At 37.9% G+C, this 21,633-nt stretch carries 20 protein-coding genes and 1 tRNA gene; 19 read left to right on the forward strand and 2 right to left on the reverse strand.

Annotated elements, in window-relative coordinates; genetic code table 11:
• The first annotated feature begins 10 nt into the window (after positions 1 to 10).
• The 18 genes from pduL (at position 11) to AC4HCY_RS11620 (ending at position 18,142) form a co-directional block, all read left to right on the forward strand.
• Entirely contained in the window at positions 11 to 583 is a 573-nt protein-coding gene (gene pduL / locus AC4HCY_RS11535) for a phosphate propanoyltransferase (RefSeq protein WP_323430441.1), read from the forward strand.
• The gene (gene deoC, locus AC4HCY_RS11540) at positions 583 to 1,239 is read left to right on the forward strand and encodes a deoxyribose-phosphate aldolase (RefSeq protein WP_323430440.1); all 657 of its coding nucleotides are present in this window, start codon (positions 583 to 585) and stop codon (positions 1,237 to 1,239) included. The genes pduL and deoC overlap by 1 nt, the downstream gene beginning before the upstream one ends.
• A 119-nt stretch (positions 1,240 to 1,358) precedes the next feature.
• Positions 1,359 to 2,537 carry an aminotransferase-like domain-containing protein gene (locus tag AC4HCY_RS11545; protein WP_323430439.1) on the forward strand — a complete coding sequence of 393 codons (1,179 nt, stop codon included), beginning with the start codon at positions 1,359 to 1,361 and terminating at the stop codon, positions 2,535 to 2,537.
• Between the two features lie 76 nt (positions 2,538 to 2,613).
• A complete protein-coding gene (rd, locus tag AC4HCY_RS11550) occupies positions 2,614 to 2,772 on the forward strand; it encodes a rubredoxin (RefSeq protein WP_255228302.1) in 159 nt (52 codons plus the stop codon).
• Between the two features lie 111 nt (positions 2,773 to 2,883).
• Positions 2,884 to 2,957, forward strand: a tRNA-Gln gene (locus tag AC4HCY_RS11555).
• Positions 2,958 to 3,143: 186 nt separating this feature from the next.
• Entirely contained in the window at positions 3,144 to 4,301 is a 1,158-nt protein-coding gene (locus AC4HCY_RS11560; protein WP_323430438.1) for an AI-2E family transporter, read from the forward strand.
• 12 nt (positions 4,302 to 4,313) lie between these two features.
• Positions 4,314 to 4,706: a zinc ribbon domain-containing protein gene (locus tag AC4HCY_RS11565; RefSeq protein WP_323430437.1), complete on the forward strand. Its 393-nt coding sequence runs from the start codon at positions 4,314 to 4,316 to the stop codon at positions 4,704 to 4,706.
• A 269-nt stretch (positions 4,707 to 4,975) separates the two neighbouring features.
• Positions 4,976 to 7,000, forward strand: a complete 2,025-nt coding sequence (locus AC4HCY_RS11570; protein WP_323430436.1) for a sigma-54 interaction domain-containing protein — start codon at positions 4,976 to 4,978, stop codon at positions 6,998 to 7,000.
• A gap of 138 nt (positions 7,001 to 7,138) precedes the next feature.
• Positions 7,139 to 7,837: a cysteate racemase gene (gene cuyB, locus AC4HCY_RS11575; protein WP_323430435.1), complete on the forward strand. Its 699-nt coding sequence runs from the start codon at positions 7,139 to 7,141 to the stop codon at positions 7,835 to 7,837.
• Positions 7,838 to 7,899: 62 nt separating this feature from the next.
• Complete coding sequence (locus AC4HCY_RS11580) at positions 7,900 to 8,967, forward strand: DmpA family aminopeptidase (RefSeq protein WP_491094308.1); 1,068 nt, start codon at positions 7,900 to 7,902, stop codon at positions 8,965 to 8,967.
• A gap of 9 nt (positions 8,968 to 8,976) precedes the next feature.
• Positions 8,977 to 9,777 (forward strand): M55 family metallopeptidase, encoded by an 801-nt coding sequence (locus tag AC4HCY_RS11585; protein ID WP_491094309.1) that lies wholly within the window; start codon positions 8,977 to 8,979, stop codon positions 9,775 to 9,777.
• A 114-nt stretch (positions 9,778 to 9,891) separates the two neighbouring features.
• Entirely contained in the window at positions 9,892 to 10,794 is a 903-nt protein-coding gene (locus AC4HCY_RS11590; protein ID WP_491094310.1) for a D-alanine--D-alanine ligase, read from the forward strand.
• Positions 10,795 to 10,871: 77 nt separating this feature from the next.
• Entirely contained in the window at positions 10,872 to 12,314 is a 1,443-nt protein-coding gene (pdxR, locus tag AC4HCY_RS11595) for a MocR-like pyridoxine biosynthesis transcription factor PdxR (protein ID WP_491094311.1), read from the forward strand.
• Positions 12,315 to 12,387: 73 nt separating this feature from the next.
• On the forward strand, positions 12,388 to 13,671 hold the full coding sequence (locus AC4HCY_RS11600; protein ID WP_323430430.1) for an ATP-binding protein: 1,284 nt from the start codon (positions 12,388 to 12,390) through the stop codon (positions 13,669 to 13,671).
• Between the two features lie 5 nt (positions 13,672 to 13,676).
• Positions 13,677 to 14,579, forward strand: a complete 903-nt coding sequence (locus AC4HCY_RS11605; RefSeq protein ID WP_323430429.1) for a response regulator — start codon at positions 13,677 to 13,679, stop codon at positions 14,577 to 14,579.
• Between the two features lie 122 nt (positions 14,580 to 14,701).
• Complete coding sequence (locus AC4HCY_RS11610; RefSeq protein ID WP_323430428.1) at positions 14,702 to 15,658, forward strand: TAXI family TRAP transporter solute-binding subunit; 957 nt, start codon at positions 14,702 to 14,704, stop codon at positions 15,656 to 15,658.
• A 47-nt stretch (positions 15,659 to 15,705) separates the two neighbouring features.
• Entirely contained in the window at positions 15,706 to 16,206 is a 501-nt protein-coding gene (locus AC4HCY_RS11615; protein WP_323430427.1) for a DUF1850 domain-containing protein, read from the forward strand.
• Positions 16,199 to 18,142, forward strand: coding sequence for a TRAP transporter permease (locus tag AC4HCY_RS11620; RefSeq protein ID WP_323430426.1), 1,944 nt, complete (start codon positions 16,199 to 16,201; stop codon positions 18,140 to 18,142). Before AC4HCY_RS11615 ends, AC4HCY_RS11620 begins: the two co-directional genes overlap by 8 nt.
• 51 nt (positions 18,143 to 18,193) lie before the next feature.
• Here the strand turns inward: AC4HCY_RS11620 and AC4HCY_RS11625 are convergent, their stop codons facing one another.
• On the reverse strand, positions 18,194 to 19,585 hold the full coding sequence (locus AC4HCY_RS11625) for a peptidoglycan D,D-transpeptidase FtsI family protein (RefSeq protein WP_491094312.1): 1,392 nt from the start codon (positions 19,583 to 19,585) through the stop codon (positions 18,194 to 18,196).
• Complete coding sequence (locus AC4HCY_RS11630) at positions 19,578 to 20,882, reverse strand: FtsW/RodA/SpoVE family cell cycle protein (RefSeq protein ID WP_491094313.1); 1,305 nt, start codon at positions 20,880 to 20,882, stop codon at positions 19,578 to 19,580. The genes AC4HCY_RS11625 and AC4HCY_RS11630 overlap by 8 nt, the downstream gene beginning before the upstream one ends.
• A 109-nt stretch (positions 20,883 to 20,991) precedes the next feature.
• Here AC4HCY_RS11630 and ppaX point away from each other — a divergent pair, with 109 nt between their 5' ends.
• The gene (gene ppaX / locus AC4HCY_RS11635; protein ID WP_323430423.1) at positions 20,992 to 21,633 is read left to right on the forward strand and encodes a pyrophosphatase PpaX; all 642 of its coding nucleotides are present in this window, start codon (positions 20,992 to 20,994) and stop codon (positions 21,631 to 21,633) included.

Consider the following 21,633-nt stretch of genomic DNA (forward strand, 5'->3'; position numbering starts at 1 on the left):
GAGGGTATTTATGGAAAAATTTATACCGGTGGCTATGTCAAACCGTCATCTTCATGTAACCAGGAAAGATTTAGACATCCTTTTTGGAGAAGGACATGAACTGACCAATATGAAAGACCTTTCTCAGCCTGGCCAATATGCATGCGAGGAAAAGGTGGACATAGTTGGACCAAAATCAACGTTAAAAGGTGTGAGAATACTCGGACCTGTAAGACCTGCTACACAAGTGGAAATATCCATGTTTGATGCAAGGACTATGGGTGTTGAAGGGATAGTAAGAGCTTCTGGAAACACTGCAGGAACTCCGGGATGCACTTTAGTGGGACCTAAGGGTCAAATAAAGCTGGAAGAGGGAGTCATAGTAGCAGCCAGACATATCCATATGCATACAAGTGATGCTCCAAAATTCGGGTTGAAAGATAAAGATATAGTAAAAGTAAGAGTTGGCAAAGAAAGAGCAGTGGTGTTTGAAAATGTGGTAGTAAGGGTTCATCCTGAATACGCTCTTGATATGCATATTGATATTGAGGAAGGAAACGCTGCCGGAATCTCTAATGGAGATATGGGGGAAATAATAAAGTAATGAATAATTTAGCTTCATATATAGACCATACCATACTAAAGCCTGAAGCATCAGAAAAAGATGTAATAAAAATATGCAATGAGGCCTTGGAGCATGGATTTGCTTCAGTATGTATCAACCCATGCTTTGTTAAGCTAGCTTACAGTATGCTGAGAGATTCTTCGGTAAAGGTTTGCACGGTAATAGGATTTCCCTTGGGTGCCAGCACCTCGGCGGTGAAAGCCTTTGAAGCTGCAGAAGCAATACAAAATGGCGCAAAAGAAATCGATATGGTACTAAATATTGGGGCTTTAAAAGAGGGAAGGCTAGGCTATGTTCAAGAGGATATTGACGGTGTAGCCAAAGCTTGTGAAGGCAAAGCACTGCTGAAGGTGATCATAGAAACTTGCTTGCTAAGCGATGAAGAGAAGGGTGAGGCTTGCAAAATAGCAAAGCTTGCCGGTGCTGATTATGTAAAAACATCCACCGGTTTTTCAGCATCTGGTGCTACAGAAGCTGATGTGGCATTGATGAGAAAAACAGTAGGACCGGATTTGGGTGTAAAAGCTTCCGGAGGCATTAGGGATCTTGACACCGCTTTGAAGATGATAGATGCCGGGGCTACAAGGATAGGCGCCAGTGCTTCAGTTAAAATTATTAAAGAATTGGACAAATAGCATATGCTATTTGTCCTTAATATTTTTTGATAGCTTTAAAATTAAATATAATGTACAATAGTATTGGAGGATGTATACATAGGATGACGGGCATAATATTTTAGGGGGTTTTATTAACTATGTCTATTAAATATGCAAAACGAATGGAATACATCAAGGGTTCTGCCATCAGAGAGCTTTTAAAACTGACGGAACAGCCTGAGATTATTTCTTTTGCAGGGGGTTTGCCTGCACCGGAGTTGTTTCCCATTGAGGAGATGAAGGAGGTTTGTCTTAAAGTACTTGACACCGATGGCAAGGCAGCATTGCAGTATAGTACTACAGAAGGTTATTTGCCGCTCAGAAAGATCATCTCTGAGAGAATGAAGTATTCAGGTATTGAAATCCCAGCAGACGACATACTAATAACAAGCGGATCCCAGCAAGGCTTGGAGTTTTCAGGCAAAGTATTTTTGGATGAAGGGGATACTGTTATATGCGAAAGCCCAAGCTATTTAGGAGCTTTAAATGCTTTTAAGTCATATTTGCCCAGATTCGTAGAAGTAGAAATGGATAATGAAGGAATGAAAATGGATGAATTGGAAAAAGCATTGGAGGCTAATCCGAATGCGAAATTCATCTATACAATACCAGATTTCCAGAATCCAAGCGGAATCACCATGAGTTTCGAGAGAAGAAAAAGACTAGTAGAGTTATCGGTAAAATATAATGTACCTATTGTAGAGGATAATCCATACGGCGATCTAAGGTTTGAAGGCGAGAGAATCCCTGCTGTTAAGCACTTTGATACAGCTGGAATGGTAATATATCTGGGCACTTTTTCAAAGACATTCTCTCCCGGTTTGAGAGTTGGTTGGGTTGCTGCTTCACCGGAAATTGTGCGAAAATATGTATTGGTTAAACAGGGGGCAGATTTGCAGTGCAACAGCATGGCCCAGAGAGAGACCGCTGCATTTGTTCAAATGTTTGATATTGATAAGCATATCAATAAAATAATAGAAGTATACGGCAGAAGAAGAACGCTGATGATAGAGACCATGGAAAAAGAATTTCCCAGGAACGTTAAGTTTACTTACCCCAACGGTGGCCTTTTTACATGGGTTGAGCTTCCGGAAGGCGTTGATGCAGCAGAGGTGCTAAAAAAAGCGCTTGAAGAGAAGGTTGCATTCGTACCCGGCGGTTCTTTCTATCCAAATGGCGGAAATGAAAACCACTTTAGATTAAATTATTCCTGCATGCCTGAAGACAAAATAGTAGAGGGAATAACGAGACTGGGCAAAGTTTTGAAAACTTTATAAATTAATCTAGAATTATTATCCATTTGATGCTATAATCTATGTACAATAATATCTGAAATTTAAGGAGGTATTCAAAATGGATAAATGGGTATGCACAGCGTGTGGTTATGTCTATGATCCTGAGTTGGGAGATCCGGACAGCGGCATAGCTCCCGGAACACCTTGGGAAGAAGTGCCAGAGGATTGGGTTTGTCCTTTATGCGGAGTAGGTAAGGACTCTTTTGAAATAATGTAATTGATAAAAGGTGCCTAAAGGCACCTTTTATGATTATTCTGCAGCAAAATGAGAAATTAATGTTGCAAAACATAAGAAAACATGATAATATATATTTCGTTGATGAAATGTTCCCGGTTTGTGTAATGGTAGCACAACTGACTCTGGATCAGTTTGTTGAGGTTCGAGTCCTTAACCGGGAGCCATATGATTATAATACTTGCAAGGTTTTATGCTTTGCAAGTTTTTTTGTTTTATTTCTGATTTTACTTCTGACTTTTTTTAGTAATAAACAGCCTTAACACATTGACAAAGCATTGTTTTAAATATAACATTATATAATGTGCGATAGGTATTGCCGCACATAAAATTAATTTAGAGAAGTGAGTATTATGGAGCTATCGCAGAAAAATATTAAAAAGATTTTATTTATAGTCATGATTTCAGTTCTTTTCTATTCCGGGCTGCAAAATCTGACCTCAGTGATAAATTATTTAAAGTCGATTTTTGCATTGTTATCGCCGCTGATCATGGGATTGGCCATTGCGTTTATTTTAAATGTTCCTATGAAAATGCTGGAGCGCTTATTATTTCCTTTACCCAAGAAAACAATCATAAAAAAGATTAGCCGTATCACTTGCTTGCTCTTGTCTATTATCATGGCCTCAGCCATAATTTTCTTTGTAGCTTTTTTAGTTATTCCTGAAATGGTTGACACTTTCACCATTATAAAACACACGGCTCCAGCATTTTTTACAGAAATACAAATTTGGGCAGAGAAATGGTCTGGTCAGTTACCCGAGTTGAGACAATGGATAGTAAACTTACAGTTCGATTGGGATAGAATTGGGAGCTCTCTTGCAAATTTTATAAAAAGCGGCACATCTACAGTATTAGGTTCTGCGCTGGCTGCTGTTTCTTCTATATTTAGCGGTACAGTTACTTTGGTGATGAGCATTATTTTTGCTATTTATATATTGATGAGCAAGGAGAAGCTGACTTATCAGGCGAAGCGGCTTATCTATGCATTCTTGCCTGAGAAAAGCGCAGACAGAATTGTTTATATATCCAAGCTCTCTTATAAAACCTTTTATAGCTTTGTCGCAATACAGTTTACAGAAGCTGTGATACTTGGGGCGTTGTGCTTTATGGGGATGATTATTTTCAGGTTTCCGCATGCGGCAACAATTTCTGTTCTTATCGGATTTACAGCATTGATTCCGCTGGTTGGCGCATTTATCGGAGCGGCTCTGGGCGTCTTTATGATTCTGATGGTGTCTCCTATCAAAGCATTATGGTTTATAGTATTTATAATTGTTTTGCAGCAGATAGAAGGAAATTTAATATATCCCCGTGTTGTGGGAACCTCCATAGGATTGCCGGCCATTTGGGTATTTGCTGCGGTTATATTGGGGGGAAGCACTTTGGGAATACTAGGGATGATGGTCTTTGTCCCCATATGCTCAATAATATACAAACTTATTGGTGAATCTGTATCTGTGCGACTGGCAAGTAAAGATATTAAAACAGAAAAAACAAATAGTATATAAGGAGTAAGAAGGATGAATTGGTTTAAAAAATTGATGATAGGACGCTATGGTATGGACCAGCTCTCAAATGCTATGCTTATGTTGAGCATTGTGTTTTTAGTTGTTAATTCGCTTATAGGATCAGGTATTTTCAATATTTTTGCTATGATAATTCTAATTCTGTGCTACGCCAGGATGTTTTCAAAAAACATTAATAAGCGGAGAGAAGAGAATATGAAATTTTTACAGTGGTGGAATCCAATAAAATTGAAGCTTATTCAGTTTGTAAATCGTGCAAGAGGCGGCAAATCGTATCGTTATTTCAAATGTACCCAGTGCGGGCAAAGGCTTCGGGTCCCAAGAGGCAAAGGCAAAATACGCATCATCTGTCCAAAGTGCCGCAATGAGTTTACCAAAAATACTTAAGCCTAAGTCCTATGGAGTAGCCATAGGATACTCTGGAAAACGACTGAGCATAAACATTATATAAAGTGTTGAAAATAAATATTTAGGAAGAAATATTCGCCGTTTCGATGTTAAATACATCTGGATCGGCTATTTTTCTATGATGGGCTTGTTTTTGAAGTTATTTTTTCTTAATAAGTATATAATAATTACATTAATATGAAATCTCATAGTCTTTTAATTACCCTCATCTATCACAAGAATCAGTATGCTAAGGAGGAGAAAGGAAAATGAAGAAGATTGCAATAATCAGCCCGGGAAAGGTGACTTCAATTAATCTGGCGATGCAGCTGGAGAAAATCTTTGGAGAATATGCGGAGATCGAGCCTTATTGTCTGGAAGATGATTTAGAATTTGATACGGCAAATACTCTTGTTGTTTTATCATCTCCTCAAACAATAGATAAAAAAGTTCAAAGCCTGATAGATGAAGGCATGAATTATGTCCCGGCTCGCAGGGTCATAAATCACAGGTATATTTCAGAACTATTGAGCCTGCCTAAAGCCACCGAGGTACTTCTAATTAACGACAGGGCTGAGTCTACCTATCAAGCTATAACTCAGCTGCAAGCCCTTGGAGTCAACTATATTAAGTATTATCCATATTATCCTGGAATAGCCGCATACCCAGGGCTAGATATAGGAGTTACTGTAGGAGAACCCCATCTTGTGCCCTATGAGGTAAAGAAGGTTATAGATATTGGCACGAGACAAATTGATATCACTACAGTAGCTGATATAGCTAAAAGGCTTGGCTTAATGGATGCCCTGGGCGACAGGCTTTCTTCCCAATATATTCATGAGATCATTGGACTTTTGAACAGGATCAATGATAGTGCAAAAGATATGAAAATTATCAGCAGCAGGCTTGAGACCGTTGCAAATTGTTTGACAAAGGCAATTATATACATAGACAAAGACGGAAATATAATAACCGGAAATCAAGAGCTTTATAATATTCTGGAATGCTCATGGGAAGATGTTATAGGAGAAAATATTATAGATATATTGCCGGAACTGGGTGAAAGCTATCATCATGACAGAATTGATGTTATTATGATAAAAGGAAAAGAACTGTTTGTTACCACTAAAGTGGTTAAAGGAAGCGGCAGTGAGGACGGAATCATATATACTTTCGAAAAAAGTGAAGATATTGAAAAAAATGAGCATGAGCTTCGCAGAAGGACAACAAAGTCTACAAGGTCAAATTTTTATACCTTTGATGATATCATATATGAAAGCAGCAGCATGAGCAGATTGATGGAGAACGTAAAAGGCTTTGCTGATACTGATTCCACAATTTTGATTCAAGGGGAAAGCGGCACGGGCAAGGAGCTGATCGCTCAAGCTATTCACTGTGCTTCAAAGAGAGCGGGCGGGCCCTTTGTGCCTGTAAATTTTGCATCCATGCCCATGAGTCTATTGGAAAGCGAACTATTCGGATATGAAGAGGGCTCCTTCACAGGAGCCAAAAAAGGCGGCAGGAGAGGGCTTTTTGAAGAAGCTCATGGAGGAACAATTTTTCTGGATGAAATAGGAGATGCTTCTTTAGAATTCCAATGCAAGTTATTGAGGGTGATACAGGAAAGGCAGGTAAGGAGGGTGGGGGGCCTCAAAGAAATACCTATAGATGTGAGGTTCATCGCTGCTACAAATCGCAATTTGGCAGAAGAAATAAAAAAAGGCAATTTTAGAGCAGATCTATATTACCGGCTCAATGTCCTTCCTGTCAGGACACTGAGCCTGAGGGAAAGAAAAACAGATATTCTGGTTCTTTCGAATTATTTCTTGAAAAGATATAGCGTCGGCAAATACAACAGCATATATGAGGTTCTGGAAAACGACGCGGTCCAGGTATTGATTGATTATGACTGGCCCGGTAACATCAGGCAGCTTGAGAACGCTGTTGAGTATATAATAAGCACTGCTAAGAATGGGGAAAAAATAGATAAAACTAGGCTTCCCGAATATATAACTGATAATCAGACCAGACTGGGAGAATCTGTACTAAAGGAAGTTTTAGGAAATAATATGATATGGATTTTGGCCAAAATGAAGAATTCAGACGGGGTAGGGAGACGTTATCTGGCAAGCCTGGCAAAGGAAGAAGGATTGCCATTGACGGAAGGCCAGATAAGAAGCTTGCTGAACAGCGCCGAGCTGTTAGGGCTTGTCGAGATTAGTACTGGAAGAAAAGGCACTGTGCTGACTGAGAAAGGCGATAGCATACTATCTTCAATAGTAGTTAATGGATAAATGGGTGTGTAAATGGGCTGAATTGCATCCCTAAAATTCATGAAAATCTTGAGAGGCCCAGGATATATGAAAACTTTTTATGTGGCATGAAAATTGCAATAAACACAGGTGTAATAAATAATACACCGAGGTGACAATATGATTCTGGGAATAATGGGAGGTATGGGTCCGGCGGCTACATGCGATTTGTTCAGGAAGATTATTGACTCTACTCATGCATCTAAGGACCAAGATCATATCCATATAGTAATAGACAGCAATGCACAGATCCCTGATAGAACCCAATATATTCTAGGTGGAGGGCAAGACCCTAAAATAGAGCTTATAAGATCGCTTATCAGATTAGAAATGCTGGGCGCTGATTATATAGCCATGCCATGCAACACGGCGCACTTTTTTTATGATTATATAAAAAGATATACAAAGGCATATTTAATTAATATGATAGGTGAAACCGCAGCATTTTTAAAATTTACAAAACCAGACGTCGGCGATTTCTTGCTGCTGGCTACAGAAGGCACGTATATATCAGGAATATATAAAAAAATATTCAAAGAATATGGACTGAATATAATAGAACCGGATGACGCTGATAAAAAAGTTGTTATGAGTTGGATATACAAGGTAAAGTCCGGTAAATTTGATGTAAGTCCGGCAGAATTTGAATGTCTGGTAAAAAAATATATAGATGATAAATACATCCCAATAATCCTGGGGTGTACCGAACTCCCTCTCCTGGCTGAACAGATAGGTGTGCCGGAAGAATATATAGATCCTGTTCTTATATTAGCCAGGCGCTGCGTTGAGTTAGCGGAGAAGGACAAAGAGAAATTTTAAGAAGAATCTTCGCAGCATGATGGAAATGGGGTTCTTCATAAAAATAATGAGGTGGAATAATAATGACAAAGCAAAATAGAATAGAAGATTATGGAGTAAAGATTGGCGAATTGCCAAAAGGAAAGCTAAATAAAATTACGGATGTAAGAGGCCTTAAGGTAGGACATTGCACAATCGATACTGAGGAGAGCAAAACAGGTGTGACAGTTATACTTCCGATGAAAGAGAATATTTTTACAAACAAACTTATTGCTGCCTCTTATGTGTTAAACGGCTTTGGGAAAACTTTAGGACTTGTACAGATTGATGAACTGGGAAGCCTTGAGTCCGTCATAGCTTTGACCAATACATTGAATGTGGGCCTCGTCCATGATGCAGTTGTGGATTATATGATAAAAGAATGCAAAAAGGAAAATGTGGAAGTAGAGTCCATTAATCCGGTGGTATGCGAGTGCAACGACAGCTATTTGAATAATATTCAGCTGAGGGCCGTAAAAAAGGAGCATGTATATAAAGCTATAGAAGAAGCGACGGCAGACTTTGCTGAAGGAGATGTAGGTGCGGGAAAGGGCATGAGCTGCCATCAGCTTAAGGGGGGTATAGGCTCAGCATCACGCATTATAAAATTGGAAGGACAGGACTATACTGTAGGAGTATTGGTCTTATCCAATCATGGGTTACTAAAGGATTTATGCATCAATGGGGTTCATATTGATGACAGAGTTTCTAAAGAAAAGGATATCAAACCACAAGAGGATAAAGGTTCTGTAATTTCAATAATAGCTACAGATATACCTCTTAGCAGCAGGCAGTTGAGAAGGGTATGCAAGAGAGCGGGAGTAGGGTTGGCAAGATTGGGCTCATTTATGGGACATGGGAGCGGAGAGATAATGATTGCATTTTCTATCGGAAATGTTCTTAAAAGTTATCTTGATAACGAAATAACTGACATCAAGATTCTTAAAGAGGACAAGCTCAATGTTGTATTTAGAGCAGTAGCTGAGTGTGAGGAAGAGGCTGTGTTAAATTCTATGATCACCAGCGGAAAGGTTATAGGCGTAAAGGGCAAAACTCGAGAAACACTGAGAGATTATATGAAATTAAAAGGAGAGCAGATTGCTTTAAAATAGGAGGGGAATATGATGAAAATATTTATAAGCGCCGATATGGAGGGCATCACTTCTACGATAAGATGGGATGAATGTGAAGCACAAAAGAACTTTTATTCAATCTATGCAGAGCAGATGACAAAAGAGGTGGCAGCAGCATGTGAAGGTGCAATAGCGGCCGGTGCTGATGAAATAGTGATTAAAGATGCCCACGACACGGCAGCGAACATTGATATTACAAAATTGCCCGAGTGTGCAAAGCTGATAAGAGGGTGGTCGGGTCATCCTTATTCTATGGTTCAAGGAATCGATGATACTTTTGATGCAGCAATGTTCGTCGGATATCATAGTGCCGCCGGGAGAGAAGGCAATCCCTTATCTCATACTATGACATCCGGACCGTTATACATAAAAATAAACGGAGAATATGCAAGCGAATTCATGATATATAGCTATGCCGCAGCTTGCGAAGGCGTACCAACGGTATTTCTATCGGGAGATAAAATGCTATGTGAAGATGGGAAGAAGATTCATCCATGCTTGCATACAGTGGAAGTGAAAGAGGGAATAGGCTCAGCCGCAATATGTATTTCAACAACCAGATCTCTAAAGCTCATAAGAGAAAATGCAGAAAAATCGTTAAAGCAAGACTTTAATAAAGCCAGAATAAGCTTGCCGGATAGATTTAATGTTGAAATATGCTTTAAGGAGCATACTTACGCAAATAAGATGTCCTATTATCCGGGCATGAGGAAGGCAGGCGCGAACATCTTGATATTTGAATCACAAGATTATTTTGAGGTTTTAAGAATGATAGGATTTGTATTATAAACCATACCGCTCTGAGTCAAAAAAATTACTCCTGTGGTGCTAAAAAACAGTCTATTATCATGTTAGAATGATAATAGACTGTTTTTACTATATTTTTGATTGGATGGTGTTTGAATGAAAATAGGAGTTATTATGGGTGGCATATCTTCGGAAAGGGAAGTTTCCTTGAACACAGGAAGAGAAATCGCTAATAATTTAGATAAAAATAAATATGAAGTGGTTCCTATTATTATCGACAAGAAAGAAGATATAATAGAAAAAACAAGAGATATAGATTTTGCTTTTATAGCATTGCATGGCAAGTTCGGCGAGGATGGCATAGTTCAAGCAGTACTTGAGACTTTGGACATTCCTTATTCCGGCTGCAGTCCCTTGGCGAGCGGGGTATGTATGGATAAGAGCATCACTAAGAGTATACTTAAGACTGTGGGAGTTAGTACGGCGGACTGGTTTATATTAAACAGTGCAGATAAACTGGATCTGGCCAGGGTTGATGCCATCGGATATCCTGTAGTCGTTAAGCCCAATAGCGGAGGCTCCAGTGTTGCCACTGCTATTGCAAATGATGAGAAAGATATCGAAGAAGCTGTTGCCGAAGCTTTAAAATTTGATAGTGAGGTCATGATTGAAAAATACATCAAAGGAGCAGAAATAACTTGTTGCATGATGGACGGGATATTGCTTCCGGTGATAGCCATCAAACCGAAGTCTCATTTTTTTGATTATAGCTCAAAATACTTGGATGGAGGAGCCGATGAGGTGATAATAGAGCTTGAGTCGCCCATCAGGGAGAAAGTTGAGGAGGCTGCGCGAAAATGCTGGAAGCATTTAAAATGCAGTGTATATGCAAGAGTGGATATAATAATTGGAGAAGATGATATCTACGTTTTAGAGATAAATACGCTTCCCGGCCTCACAAAAAACAGTCTTTTCCCGAAAAGTGCAAAGGCTTATGGGCTGGACTTTTTACAGTTTCTAGATAAAATAATTCAGCTATCTCTCAAATCAAGAAATTAATAAGCTTTATTTTTAATGCTATATATGTAAAAATGGTAATAGGATGACTATTGCCATTAATATTTTGGGGTGAAAAAATGTTCCACAATATCGAGATTGATAAAGGACAACCGATATACATTCAAATAAAGAATTACTTTAGAACCATGATAGCTAAAGGTATGCTGCAGAAAGGAGAAAGGCTGCCATCAACCCGGGAGCTTTCTTCTTTGATGAAAGTAAGCAGAAACACTGTAATTTCTGCTTATGAATCTCTGGTTGACGATGGTTTCATAAATATAATAGAAGGCAAGGGGGCTTTTGTATCAGACATAAATATCAGTTCTGGCGGAGGATGGGTCACTGAATGGGAACCCAGAATAAATGAATATGCAAGAGAAGCCAGAGGCCTTGATATTGTTAAGCAGGAAGCTGTTTGGGAGAAGAAAATGATACCTATGAGCAGCATTTCACCAGAACCGGAGCTGTTTCCTATGGAGGATTTTAAAAGGGCTTTTATGAATATAATATCATTGGAAGGCTACAAGATATTAAATTATGGTTATGCGCAAGGATATAAGCCATTGCTTGATTATTTGACCGGTTATATGGAAAGCAAAGGGATTAATACTGAAGGCAAGAGTATTTTGATAACCAATGGCTTTACAGAAGCCTTTGAAATTCTGCTCTCTTCACTTACGAAGGATGGAGATTCAATATTATGCGAGAATCCTACCCATAATACGGCGCTTAAGATAATGAAGCTGAAGAAGCTTGACATTTTAGGCGCACATATGGATGGGGAAGGGATAAGCATTCAGGAGGTAAAAAAAATAATTGGAAAAAATAAGGTCAAACTGGCTTATATAACCCCTTCTTATCACAACCCTACAGGCATTACAATGCCTTGGGAAAGACGAATTGAGCTTTATGATATTTTAGCCGGCAATGATATCCCCATTATAGAGAATGGCTTCAATGAGGAATTGAGATATTTTGGTTCCCATATATCCCCCATTGCAGCAATAGGGTGCAGGGGAAACGGAGTTATCTACATCGGAAGCTTCTCTAAAGTCCTTTTTCCCGGGTTAAGGATTGGCTGGATTGTGGCTGATACGGATTTAATAGATTACTTGGAGAGTGTAAAGAGAAGCAGAAATATTCATACTTCGTTTTTGGACCAAGCAATTCTATATGAGTTCTTTAGAGAAGGTTCTTTTGAGAAGTATATAAAGAAAGCCAGAAAGGTTTATAAACAAAAATACGAAGCAGCGGTAGCTGCTGTTAGGCAAAATATTCCACAAGCCATGCTTTATGGAGATGGGGGCCTTCACATATTTATAAAGCATAAAGGCATCAATTCAAGGAATTTGTTGAATGAATGCATAAAGAAAGGTGTTATATTCACACCGGGAGATATCTTTTATATAAACGATGAGGGAAAGGATGCTTTCAGATTAGGCTTTTCCAGAGTCAGTGCTGATGATATTGAAAGAGGAATTAAGATCATAAGTTCTATTATAGAAAATATCAAAGAGTAAATAAAATATTTTACAAAATAGTCTAACAAATGTAAAATAATATTAAAAATATACTCCAGGATGTGTATCTCAAATGAATAAAAACTTAAAAGAGATGCTTATAGTTGCCTTTTTTACAGCTATCATGGGGCAAATTCATTTTTATCCCTTTGGAACCGAGTTTAGAATTACTATAGCCGTTATTTTGTTTCCATTTCTTTTATTATATTTTAGAAATCTGACTATTGCAGATACTGCAGTGTTAGTTGCTGTTTTCGTCTTGATAACCAGAACGGCAATAGATGTTTTATTACATAATAATAGCTTTGAAATATCACTTTCCAGACATATACCTGCATCATTTTTTTATATTTGCTATGGTATAATAATAGATCGCTTGAAATTTAGAGCTCATGCGGACAAGCCGTTGCAATTTTTATTTATCATCATTTTTGCAGATATCGCTTCAAATTTTTTAGAATTGGTCCTTAGAAATCATTTTATAAACAATCCTTTCGAATCAATATTAGAGACCGTAGTTTTAACTGCAATAATACGTTCCTCCATAATCCTTTGCCTATTTTTGACTATCAAATATTACAATCTTATAATCGTTAAGGAAGAGCATCAAAGAAGATATAATGATCTGATCGTTATCACAGCCAAGATGAAATCGGAGATATTTTTTCTGAAAAAGTCCATGCAAGATATTGAAAATGCCATGGGAAAAAGCTATTCCATATATAATAGGCTAAATGACGAAGAAAAGCTTACGGATAGAGAACGAGAGCAATTAAGATCTGATTCATTGGAATTATCCATACAGATCCATGAAATTAAGAAAGACTACAATAGAATAGTGCTCAATATGGAAAAGATACTCCCTGCAAGAGAGGCAGGAAATACAATGGAGATAAGTGAGATCTTTGATGTAATCCAAGGCTTATTTGTTCTTTATATTGAAGGGCTCAACAAAGATATCAAGCTATCTTTCAAGGTAAAAAAAGACTATGAGACCGATAAGTTTTTCATTATTATTTCTATATTGAATAATTTGATACAGAATTCTATAGAAGCATGCTTGAATGATAATTCTTATATAAGCGTTATAAGTGAGATAGATAATAGCAGGGCTGTTTTTAGAATTATTGATAATGGCAAAGAAATATCTGATGATGTAAAGGAGTTAATCTTTGAACCGGGCTATACATCAAAGTATGATCCGAATACAGGCTTGATATCAACCGGACTTGGGCTTGCTCACGTGAAGATGCTGACAGAGCATTTAAATGGTACGATAAGCATAAATTCTGCGAGAAGAGGCGAAAAAGAATTCATGCTTGCTTTCCCGACTGATGAGTTAATAAGTGGGAGGTAATTTCAATGCATAGCTTTATTGTTGTAGATGATGACAGAAGCGTAAGAAGTGTGCTTACAAGAATAATCGAGCAGTATGATTTGGGTGAAGTTTTGGGCGAAGCAGAAAATGGGGTTAGGGGTGAAGAACTGGTAGTAAGCCACAGACCCGATATAGTGATCATTGACTTGCTTTTGCCGATGAAAGACGGCATAGCAGTAGTAAAAAAGACAAAATCCCTGGATATTAAGAGCGTTTTTATTATGCTGTCTCAAGTAAGTTCTAAGGATATCATCGGGAAAGCCTATGAAAACGGCATAGAATTTTTTATTAATAAACCTATTAATGTGATAGAGGTAGTAAATGTAATAAAAAAGGTTAAAGAATATTTAACCTTGCGCAGGACATTTCAAACGATTGAGTCAGCAGCCTTGCAGCTCAAGAAGGATGATACTGCGAGTGAATATACCATTATGGATAAGAATAAAAAGTTTATTAATCAGATTTTATCTGATATAGGAATTATAGGAGAGCTTGGCAGCAAGGATATTGTTAAAATTTGCTCCGTTCTCATTAAAGACAAGGCGTTGAACTATGCGCTGGAAGAGATGCAGCTTCCGGATCTGTTTAGACTCGTTCATGAAAGCCATTCCTCCAGTTCTGAGAACTTGAGCATAGAAAGCAAAACGGTAGAAATGAGGATTAGAAGAGCAGTAGGGAAAGCTATGAAAAATATTGCTACTTTGGGCATTGAAGATTTTGCAAATGAAAAGTTTATGCTCTACAGCTCTTCTTTATTTGACTACATAGAGATAAAGAGTGAGATGGACTATATTAGAGGCAAAAGCAAAACTGGCGGTAAAATCAATGTAAAAACCTTTATAAGAAGATTGCTTATGATGATAGAAGAATATGAAAATCCCTTTTAATATGTGCAAAGTTTCCTAATTTTCTAACAATGGCGTTAGTTTGAGTTTTTTTTTGTTATTTTGTGTTACGGCAATATTACAATTATATTGCAGACTTATTAAATTTATTTAGGAGGGGTTTTATGAAAAGGAAAATAGCAATAGTATTAGCATTAATGCTCATGTTTGCTGTAGTATTTACTGCTTGCGCACCTGCAAAAGTAAATATGATCTTAGCTACAGGAGGCACTTCCGGTACTTATTATCCCTATGGCGGTGCAATGGCTCAGATTTTCAATTCAAAGATTGAAAACATGAACGTTACTGCTCAGGCAACTGGTGCATCTGTTGAAAACTGCAAGCTTCTTGGCAAAAATGAAGCAGAATTGGCAATTCTTCAAAACGATATGCTAGATTATGCCTATAATGGCGTAGAAGCATTTAAAGACGGCAAAATCGAAAATTTAAGAGGAATAGCTACATTATACCCTGAAATCATTCAGATCGTTGCTTCTGTTGACAGCGGCATAACTAAAGTGAATGATTTAAAAGGCAAGAAGGTTTCTGTCGGAGCTCCGGGCAGCGGTGTTGAAGCAAACGCAAGACAGATACTGGATGCTACCGGACTTACTTATAATGATATGAATGTCAGTTACCTATCCTTCTCAGAATCTGCAGATGCTTTCAAGGACAAGCATATAGAAAGCTTCTTTGTAACTTCCGGTATTCCAAATGCTGCAATACAGGACATCGGAGCACAGAATAAAATTTCATTGGTTTCACTATCCGATGCAGCTATAAAGAGCCTGACTGAAAAATATCCATTTTTCGTAGAGTATACTATTCCTGCAGGCACATATAATGGACAGGATTCTGATGTTAAAACTGTTGCAGTTATGGCTACATTAGCTACTAACTCACAGGCTTCTGAGGATACCATATACAATATTACAAAGGCATTATTCGAAAATCAGCCTGAACTGGCCCAAGCTCATGCAAAAGGCCAGGAATTAGTTCTGGAAAAGGCTGTTAATGGTATTTCCATACCATTCCATCCCGGCGCTGAAAAATTCTTCAAGGAAAAAGGCTTAATTAAATAATCACGGAGGAGATAACCGGACCGGTAATTCCGGTCCGGTATTTTCAGATGAAAGCTAAGAAATTCGTATTTATTATTGCAGCTGCAATAGTCGCAACAGTATTTTTTATGCCTTTGTTCAGTATGTTTACTATTACTGACGCAGAAACAGGTAAGATTGTTTTTAATGATAGAATGATTGACAATAAGGAGTTTTATACCAGTTTCATTCATTCAGTAAATAGAATGCCTGTAAATGAGTATTACAGGATTGAAGATGATCATTTTATTGTTTATAAAACAACTTTTTATGCCTATGGCGCAGGTATGCCTGATTTTGAGGATTATAAGCAAAAGCCTGTCTTAGTCGATGGGATGGTGCAGATCGATAATTTAGATATAAAGATGGACTCATTTTCTATATTCGTTGGAACCATTGCAAATCATAGCTTGACCATAAATAATAAGACATATTATTTATCTGATTTTGTAGAACCCGGGAAGTCAGCAATTTTTAAAATAAAAATGGTATCACTATATGCACTCTTAAGGAGGTTATATCATGAGTGAAGAAAAAAACCTAAAAGAAGAGGTAAAAGAGATAGATTTTAATGAGATAATAGCAAAATACGATAAGGAATCAGCTTATAGGAAGGTTGCGGGATTTACAGGAAGGTTTATATCAGTTTTAGCTATATTATTTTCCTTATTTCACTTATATACCGCATTTAGAGGCGTTTTACCCGCCCAGATACAGAGGTCTGTGCACCTTACCTTTGCATTGGTCCTTGCGTATTTATTGTATCCTGCCAAATCAAGCATGCCCAAAGATAAAATTCATTGGTCGGATATTTGCCTGGCAATATTAGGTGCTGTAGCAGGCTTGTATATAAGTTTTAATTATGAAGCATTGATTTATCGTGCCGGAGAGCAAACACCACTTGATATTGTGATCGCAGTGCTGGCAATTCTTTTGGTTCTCGAAGCTACCAGAAGAGTGGTAGGGCTGCCGATAGTCATAATAGCGGGAACATTCCTGCTTTATGCTAAGTTTGGTTCTTATATGCCAGGCTTCTTAAATCACAGAGGTTATTCCTTATCCAGGATAGTAAGCCATATGTACTATACTACAGAGGGTATTCTTGGTATTCCTATCGGAGTTTCTTCTACATTTATATTTCTGTTCATATTATTCGGTTCCTTCCTGGATAAAACCGGTATAGGCAAATTCTTTATTGACTTAGCAAATTCTATTGCCGGTAAAGCGGTAGGCGGACCGGCTAAGGTATCTGTTTTGAGCAGTGCCTTGACAGGAACTATTTCAGGCAGCTCTGTTGCCAATACTGTTGGTACAGGAAGCTTTACAATTCCTCTTATGAAAAGTTTGGGTTATAAGCCTGAGTTTGCCGGCGCCGTTGAAGCAGCGGCTTCAACAGGAGGCCAGATCATGCCTCCTATAATGGGTGCTGCTGCATTCTTAATGGTTGAATTTATCGGTGTTCCTTATATAACCATAGCTAAAGCTGCTGTTATACCTGCAATATTATATTTCACTGGAGTTTGGATAATGGTTGACCTTGAAGCCAGGAAAACAGGGCTTAAAGGATTGAAAGCCGATCAACTGCCCAAATTTAGGAAGGTTATGCTCCAAAGCGGATATTTATTATTGCCTATAGTGGCCATTGTCTATTTCCTTATGAATGGAGCGACCCCTATTAAGGCCGCATTGTACGGCATAATAATATCTGTTCTGGCTGGAGCTGTCAGAAAAGAAACCAGATTGAACCTGAAAATGCTCATGGAGGCTCTGGAAGCAGGCGCAAAGAGTGCACTTGGTGTTGCAATAGCTTGTGCTTCAGCAGGAATAATCGTTGGGACGGTTACTTTGACAGGACTGGGCTTAAAGCTTGGAAATGGACTTGTTACCATGGCGGGCGGAAACCTGATCCTGACTTTAATATTTACTATGATAACATCATTGATTCTGGGTATGGGAGCACCAACTACTGCAAACTACATCATCACCTCAACAATAGCGGCTCCCGCTATTATGAAGCTAGGGGTGCCTGCTTTGGCAGCTCATATGTTCACGTTCTATTTTGGAATAATCGCAGACGTTACACCTCCTGTTGCCTTGGCAGCTTTCGCGGGCTCAGCCATTGCAGGCAGTGATCCGCTGAAGACCGGAATAAATGCGAGCAAATTAGCAATTGCTGCTTTTATAATACCCTATATATTTGTATTGAATCCCGCATTATTGCTTATAAACACAACGCCCGTAGAAATAATTCAGATATTGGCTACTTCCTTAATAGGCATGTTTGCCGTAGGCGTTGCAGTGCAGGGCTACTTCCTGACATGGGTTAATAAACTATTTAGGATAGCTTTATTCATTGGCGGGCTTCTCTGTATAGATCCGGGAGCATATACCGATATAATAGGTATTGCAATTATCGCTGTGATATTCACGCTTCAAAGGATAAAATCAAAAAAGGTGAAGAAATAAGTAATAATAAAAAGGAAAGCCGGTCCAAGGCTTTCCTTTTTATATGTTAACTTATTTGTTTATACCAGCTAAAGCTTTTTTCATTACTTTACCTGCAATTGGAGCAGCATTGCTGCCGCCGCTTCCTCCATTTTCAATAATTACTGCAATCGCTATTTGGGGGTCTTCGGCAGGTGCAAAGCCGATGAACCAAGAATGTGCTTTGCCTTGAGGATTTTCTGCAGTACCCGTTTTACCTGCAGCTTTTGCTCCGCTGATTCTTGCATTTCTTCCTGTTCCCGTTTTTACTACATCGATCATCATGCTCTTAATAATATCTGCGTTTTCCTTGCTAATTATTTTTTCCCCTGCTTTAGGCTTGAAGCTTTTAATGGGCTTTCCGGTCATATCAGTTATTTCTGAAACCATATAAGGAGGTGCTAACACTCCGTCATTAGCTATAATTGCCGCAATAGCTGCCGCATGAATTGGAGTTATCAGAACATCTCCTTGTCCGATGGATTGCTGGGCCAAAGACTTATTATCACTCTTTCTGCTGAAATTGCTGCTCTTAGATTTTATATCACCTTGAATGCCTTTGTTAAATTTGAATTTGATTGCTTCATTGTATATGTTATTATTCCCCAATTCAAGTCCCAGGCTAACAAAATAGGAGTTGCATGATAATGTGAAAGCTCTATTTAAATCAATTTGGCCATGAGCTTTGTCATTGCTGTCTTTTATTTCATATCCTTCAATATTTATTTTACCTGAACAGTCTATTTCAAAATCTTTATAGTTATTATTTAAAGCAGAAGAGGTAGTTATTACTTTAAATATTGATCCCGGCGGATATAGCCCGTCCAAAGCCCTGTTCAGCAGCGGACTGTTTCTATCTTCTATTAGATCATTCCAGTTTTCTGTAACATTAGAAGGATTGTAATCAGGTTTACTGACAAGAGCCAGGATTTCACCGGTTTTTGGATTCAGAGCTGCTATGGCACCTTTTTTTCCTTTCAGCAAATCTGAGGAATATACTTGAAGCGTTTTATCCAAGGTCAGTTTTACTGCATTGCCTTTTATCTTTTCGCCTTTGGCCTTTCCTTTTAAAGTTTCTATAGCATTTGCAGAAGACAATTCCTGATCGTATAGGGCCTCAATGCCGGTAGAGCCTAATGCTTTTGCAGAATATCCTATTATATGGGAGAAACTGCGGCCATACGCATAATTTCTTTGTATAGCATTCTTGTGAATCTTGCTGCTCGTTAAAACAACTCCGTTTCTATCCTGGATATCCCCTCTGATAATATCTGAATTTTCCTTCCTTAATCTCTTATTATAAGAATTTGAATATATATATTTTGATTGAAAAAAGTTGAAAACTAATAAATATCCAACGATTCCAACAAAAAAAATAATGAAGAACCATTTGACTAAGTTTTGACGTTTTATATAATCATTCATCCTTATCACCTTTTTCATTCATACTCACAAAATACAAAATACCGATATTCATAGTCTGAGATATCAGCGAACTTCCTCCATAGCTGACAAAGGGCAATGTAACACCGGTTATAGGTATTATATTTAAAACACCGGATACTATTATCAATGTCTGTATGCCGGTCATCGACGAAAGGCCTAAGCAAATGAGCCTATTGATAGGCTCTTTGCAGTTTTTACTGAAGTTCAGGCCGATCAATGTGGCCATGCATAACAGCGAAAGCATTATAATGCCGCTGATTATGCCTGTTTCTTCGCATATCGCAGAAAAAATGAAGTCAGTATGAACTGCCGGTATAAACTTAGGATTTCCAAGATTTAAGCCTGTACCCAATAATCCGCCGGCAGCTATAGCAAATAGTGATTGAGTAACTTGATATGATTTACCGGAAACATATCTCCAGGGATTTAACCAAGCCTCAACTCTGGATTTAATATGGCTGAATGTATAGAAGCTTATAACGGCCATAACGGAAGCTGCCGCGGCAGACAATAGTGTAGGGTATATCTTGTCATCAGTAACGAACAAAAGGATAAGATATACGGCAGAGAATATAAGGGCAGAACCTAAATCACGCTGCAAGGCGAAGAAAGATGCGGCAATAACTATTGAGGAGCTTGAATATAAAAAAATATTCTTGGCTAAGCCTCTGCTAAGAATAGCGGAGATATAAATAACAAATAGAATCTTTAAGAATTCAGAAGGTTGAAATCTATAACCAAGTACTTCTATCCAATTCTTTGAACCGGAAATAGATATGCCCCAAAATTGTGTTATTATTAATGTCACCAGAATAACAAGCCCCAATTGTTTGGAATAGTCTTTTTTTATATCTATTTTTTTCAGCAGATAGAATAAAAAGAAATATGTAGTATCGCCTAATATGGTGAAAAGGCTTTGCCTTACCGCATAATCCGGGCTTAATCTATAGAGCATTGCCAAGCCTACTGCCAATAGCATATTTACTATGTCATATAACAATATATCTTTTATTCTCAAAATCTTAATAAGCAATATTCTAGCAATTATATATTTCAAACAGAATATAAGACCTATATATACCGCTTTGTAGTCAATGGTTTCCCCCCAGATGGATAAAAGCGCAAAAGAAGAGGCTGCGGTAACAATAATTATTACAGATAAAAAAGGTTGAAGCATTCTTTTATTATAAAAATATATTGAGATGCTGACTAAGAGAAAACAAGCAAGTAAAAAAATAAATATATACCTATAAAACCATGATAATATGTCAAACATTATAACACCTTCCCTCTTTTGTAATTATATTATACAAAATGAGAAATTTCATCACAATAAGCAGCGAACTATGCTAAAATATTGTAGAAAGGAGCTGAAACGAGAACAAATGAAATATAAATATGTGCTTTTTGACTTGGATGGAACATTGCTGAATACTAACAAGCTTATTATTGAGTCTTTTAAATATACTCTGAAAGAGCATATGAACATATATTTGGAGGACTCTGAGATTTTGAAATATTTTGGAGAACCTTTGATGGTTACGTTAAAGCGGTTTTCTGAAGAGAAGTCTGAAGAAATGTTCAACACATACATAAAATACAATGAGAGCATTCACGACGAGAGGGTTGAAGTCTTCGGAGATGTAGATAAGGTTCTAGAGGAAGTATCAAAGCTGAGCTGCAAAGCTGCAGTTGTAACCTCAAAACGAAAGGTTTTAGCCAAAAGAGGCCTGGAATTATTTGATCTTCTCAAATATTTCGAGGATGTAGTGGCTTATGAAGACACAAATAAGCATAAACCTGACCCGGAGCCCATATTGGAAGCTCTGGCAAGGCTAGGGGCTGAGAAAGGGGAAGCCCTGATGATCGGAGACAGTGAATTCGATATCAAATGTGCATATAATGCGGGAGTAGACAGCGTATTTGTAAGCTGGAGTGAAGCGGCAGGGCACCAAGATTGCAGCATTCAGCCTGATTATGTGATTAAGGATATATCGGAGCTCATATATATATTAAAAAGCAAATGA

This window comes from Lutispora sp. QWL-02 (genome assembly GCF_058315355.1).

Coding starts and splice junctions, on each gene's coding strand:
- pduL (WP_323430441.1), top strand. CDS start 11: ATGGAAAAATTTATACCGGTGGCTATGTCAAACCGTCATCTTCATGTA.
- deoC (WP_323430440.1), top strand. CDS start 583: ATGAATAATTTAGCTTCATATATAGACCATACCATACTAAAGCCTGAA.
- AC4HCY_RS11545 (WP_323430439.1), top strand. CDS start 1,359: ATGTCTATTAAATATGCAAAACGAATGGAATACATCAAGGGTTCTGCC.
- rd (WP_255228302.1), top strand. CDS start 2,614: ATGGATAAATGGGTATGCACAGCGTGTGGTTATGTCTATGATCCTGAG.
- AC4HCY_RS11560 (WP_323430438.1), top strand. CDS start 3,144: ATGGAGCTATCGCAGAAAAATATTAAAAAGATTTTATTTATAGTCATG.
- AC4HCY_RS11565 (WP_323430437.1), top strand. CDS start 4,314: ATGAATTGGTTTAAAAAATTGATGATAGGACGCTATGGTATGGACCAG.
- AC4HCY_RS11570 (WP_323430436.1), top strand. CDS start 4,976: ATGAAGAAGATTGCAATAATCAGCCCGGGAAAGGTGACTTCAATTAAT.
- cuyB (WP_323430435.1), top strand. CDS start 7,139: ATGATTCTGGGAATAATGGGAGGTATGGGTCCGGCGGCTACATGCGAT.
- AC4HCY_RS11580 (WP_491094308.1), top strand. CDS start 7,900: ATGACAAAGCAAAATAGAATAGAAGATTATGGAGTAAAGATTGGCGAA.
- AC4HCY_RS11585 (WP_491094309.1), top strand. CDS start 8,977: ATGATGAAAATATTTATAAGCGCCGATATGGAGGGCATCACTTCTACG.
- AC4HCY_RS11590 (WP_491094310.1), top strand. CDS start 9,892: ATGAAAATAGGAGTTATTATGGGTGGCATATCTTCGGAAAGGGAAGTT.
- pdxR (WP_491094311.1), top strand. CDS start 10,872: ATGTTCCACAATATCGAGATTGATAAAGGACAACCGATATACATTCAA.
- AC4HCY_RS11600 (WP_323430430.1), top strand. CDS start 12,388: ATGAATAAAAACTTAAAAGAGATGCTTATAGTTGCCTTTTTTACAGCT.
- AC4HCY_RS11605 (WP_323430429.1), top strand. CDS start 13,677: ATGCATAGCTTTATTGTTGTAGATGATGACAGAAGCGTAAGAAGTGTG.
- AC4HCY_RS11610 (WP_323430428.1), top strand. CDS start 14,702: ATGAAAAGGAAAATAGCAATAGTATTAGCATTAATGCTCATGTTTGCT.
- AC4HCY_RS11615 (WP_323430427.1), top strand. CDS start 15,706: ATGAAAGCTAAGAAATTCGTATTTATTATTGCAGCTGCAATAGTCGCA.
- AC4HCY_RS11620 (WP_323430426.1), top strand. CDS start 16,199: ATGAGTGAAGAAAAAAACCTAAAAGAAGAGGTAAAAGAGATAGATTTT.
- AC4HCY_RS11625 (WP_491094312.1), bottom strand. CDS start 19,585: ATGAATGATTATATAAAACGTCAAAACTTAGTCAAATGGTTCTTCATT.
- AC4HCY_RS11630 (WP_491094313.1), bottom strand. CDS start 20,882: ATGTTTGACATATTATCATGGTTTTATAGGTATATATTTATTTTTTTA.
- ppaX (WP_323430423.1), top strand. CDS start 20,992: ATGAAATATAAATATGTGCTTTTTGACTTGGATGGAACATTGCTGAAT.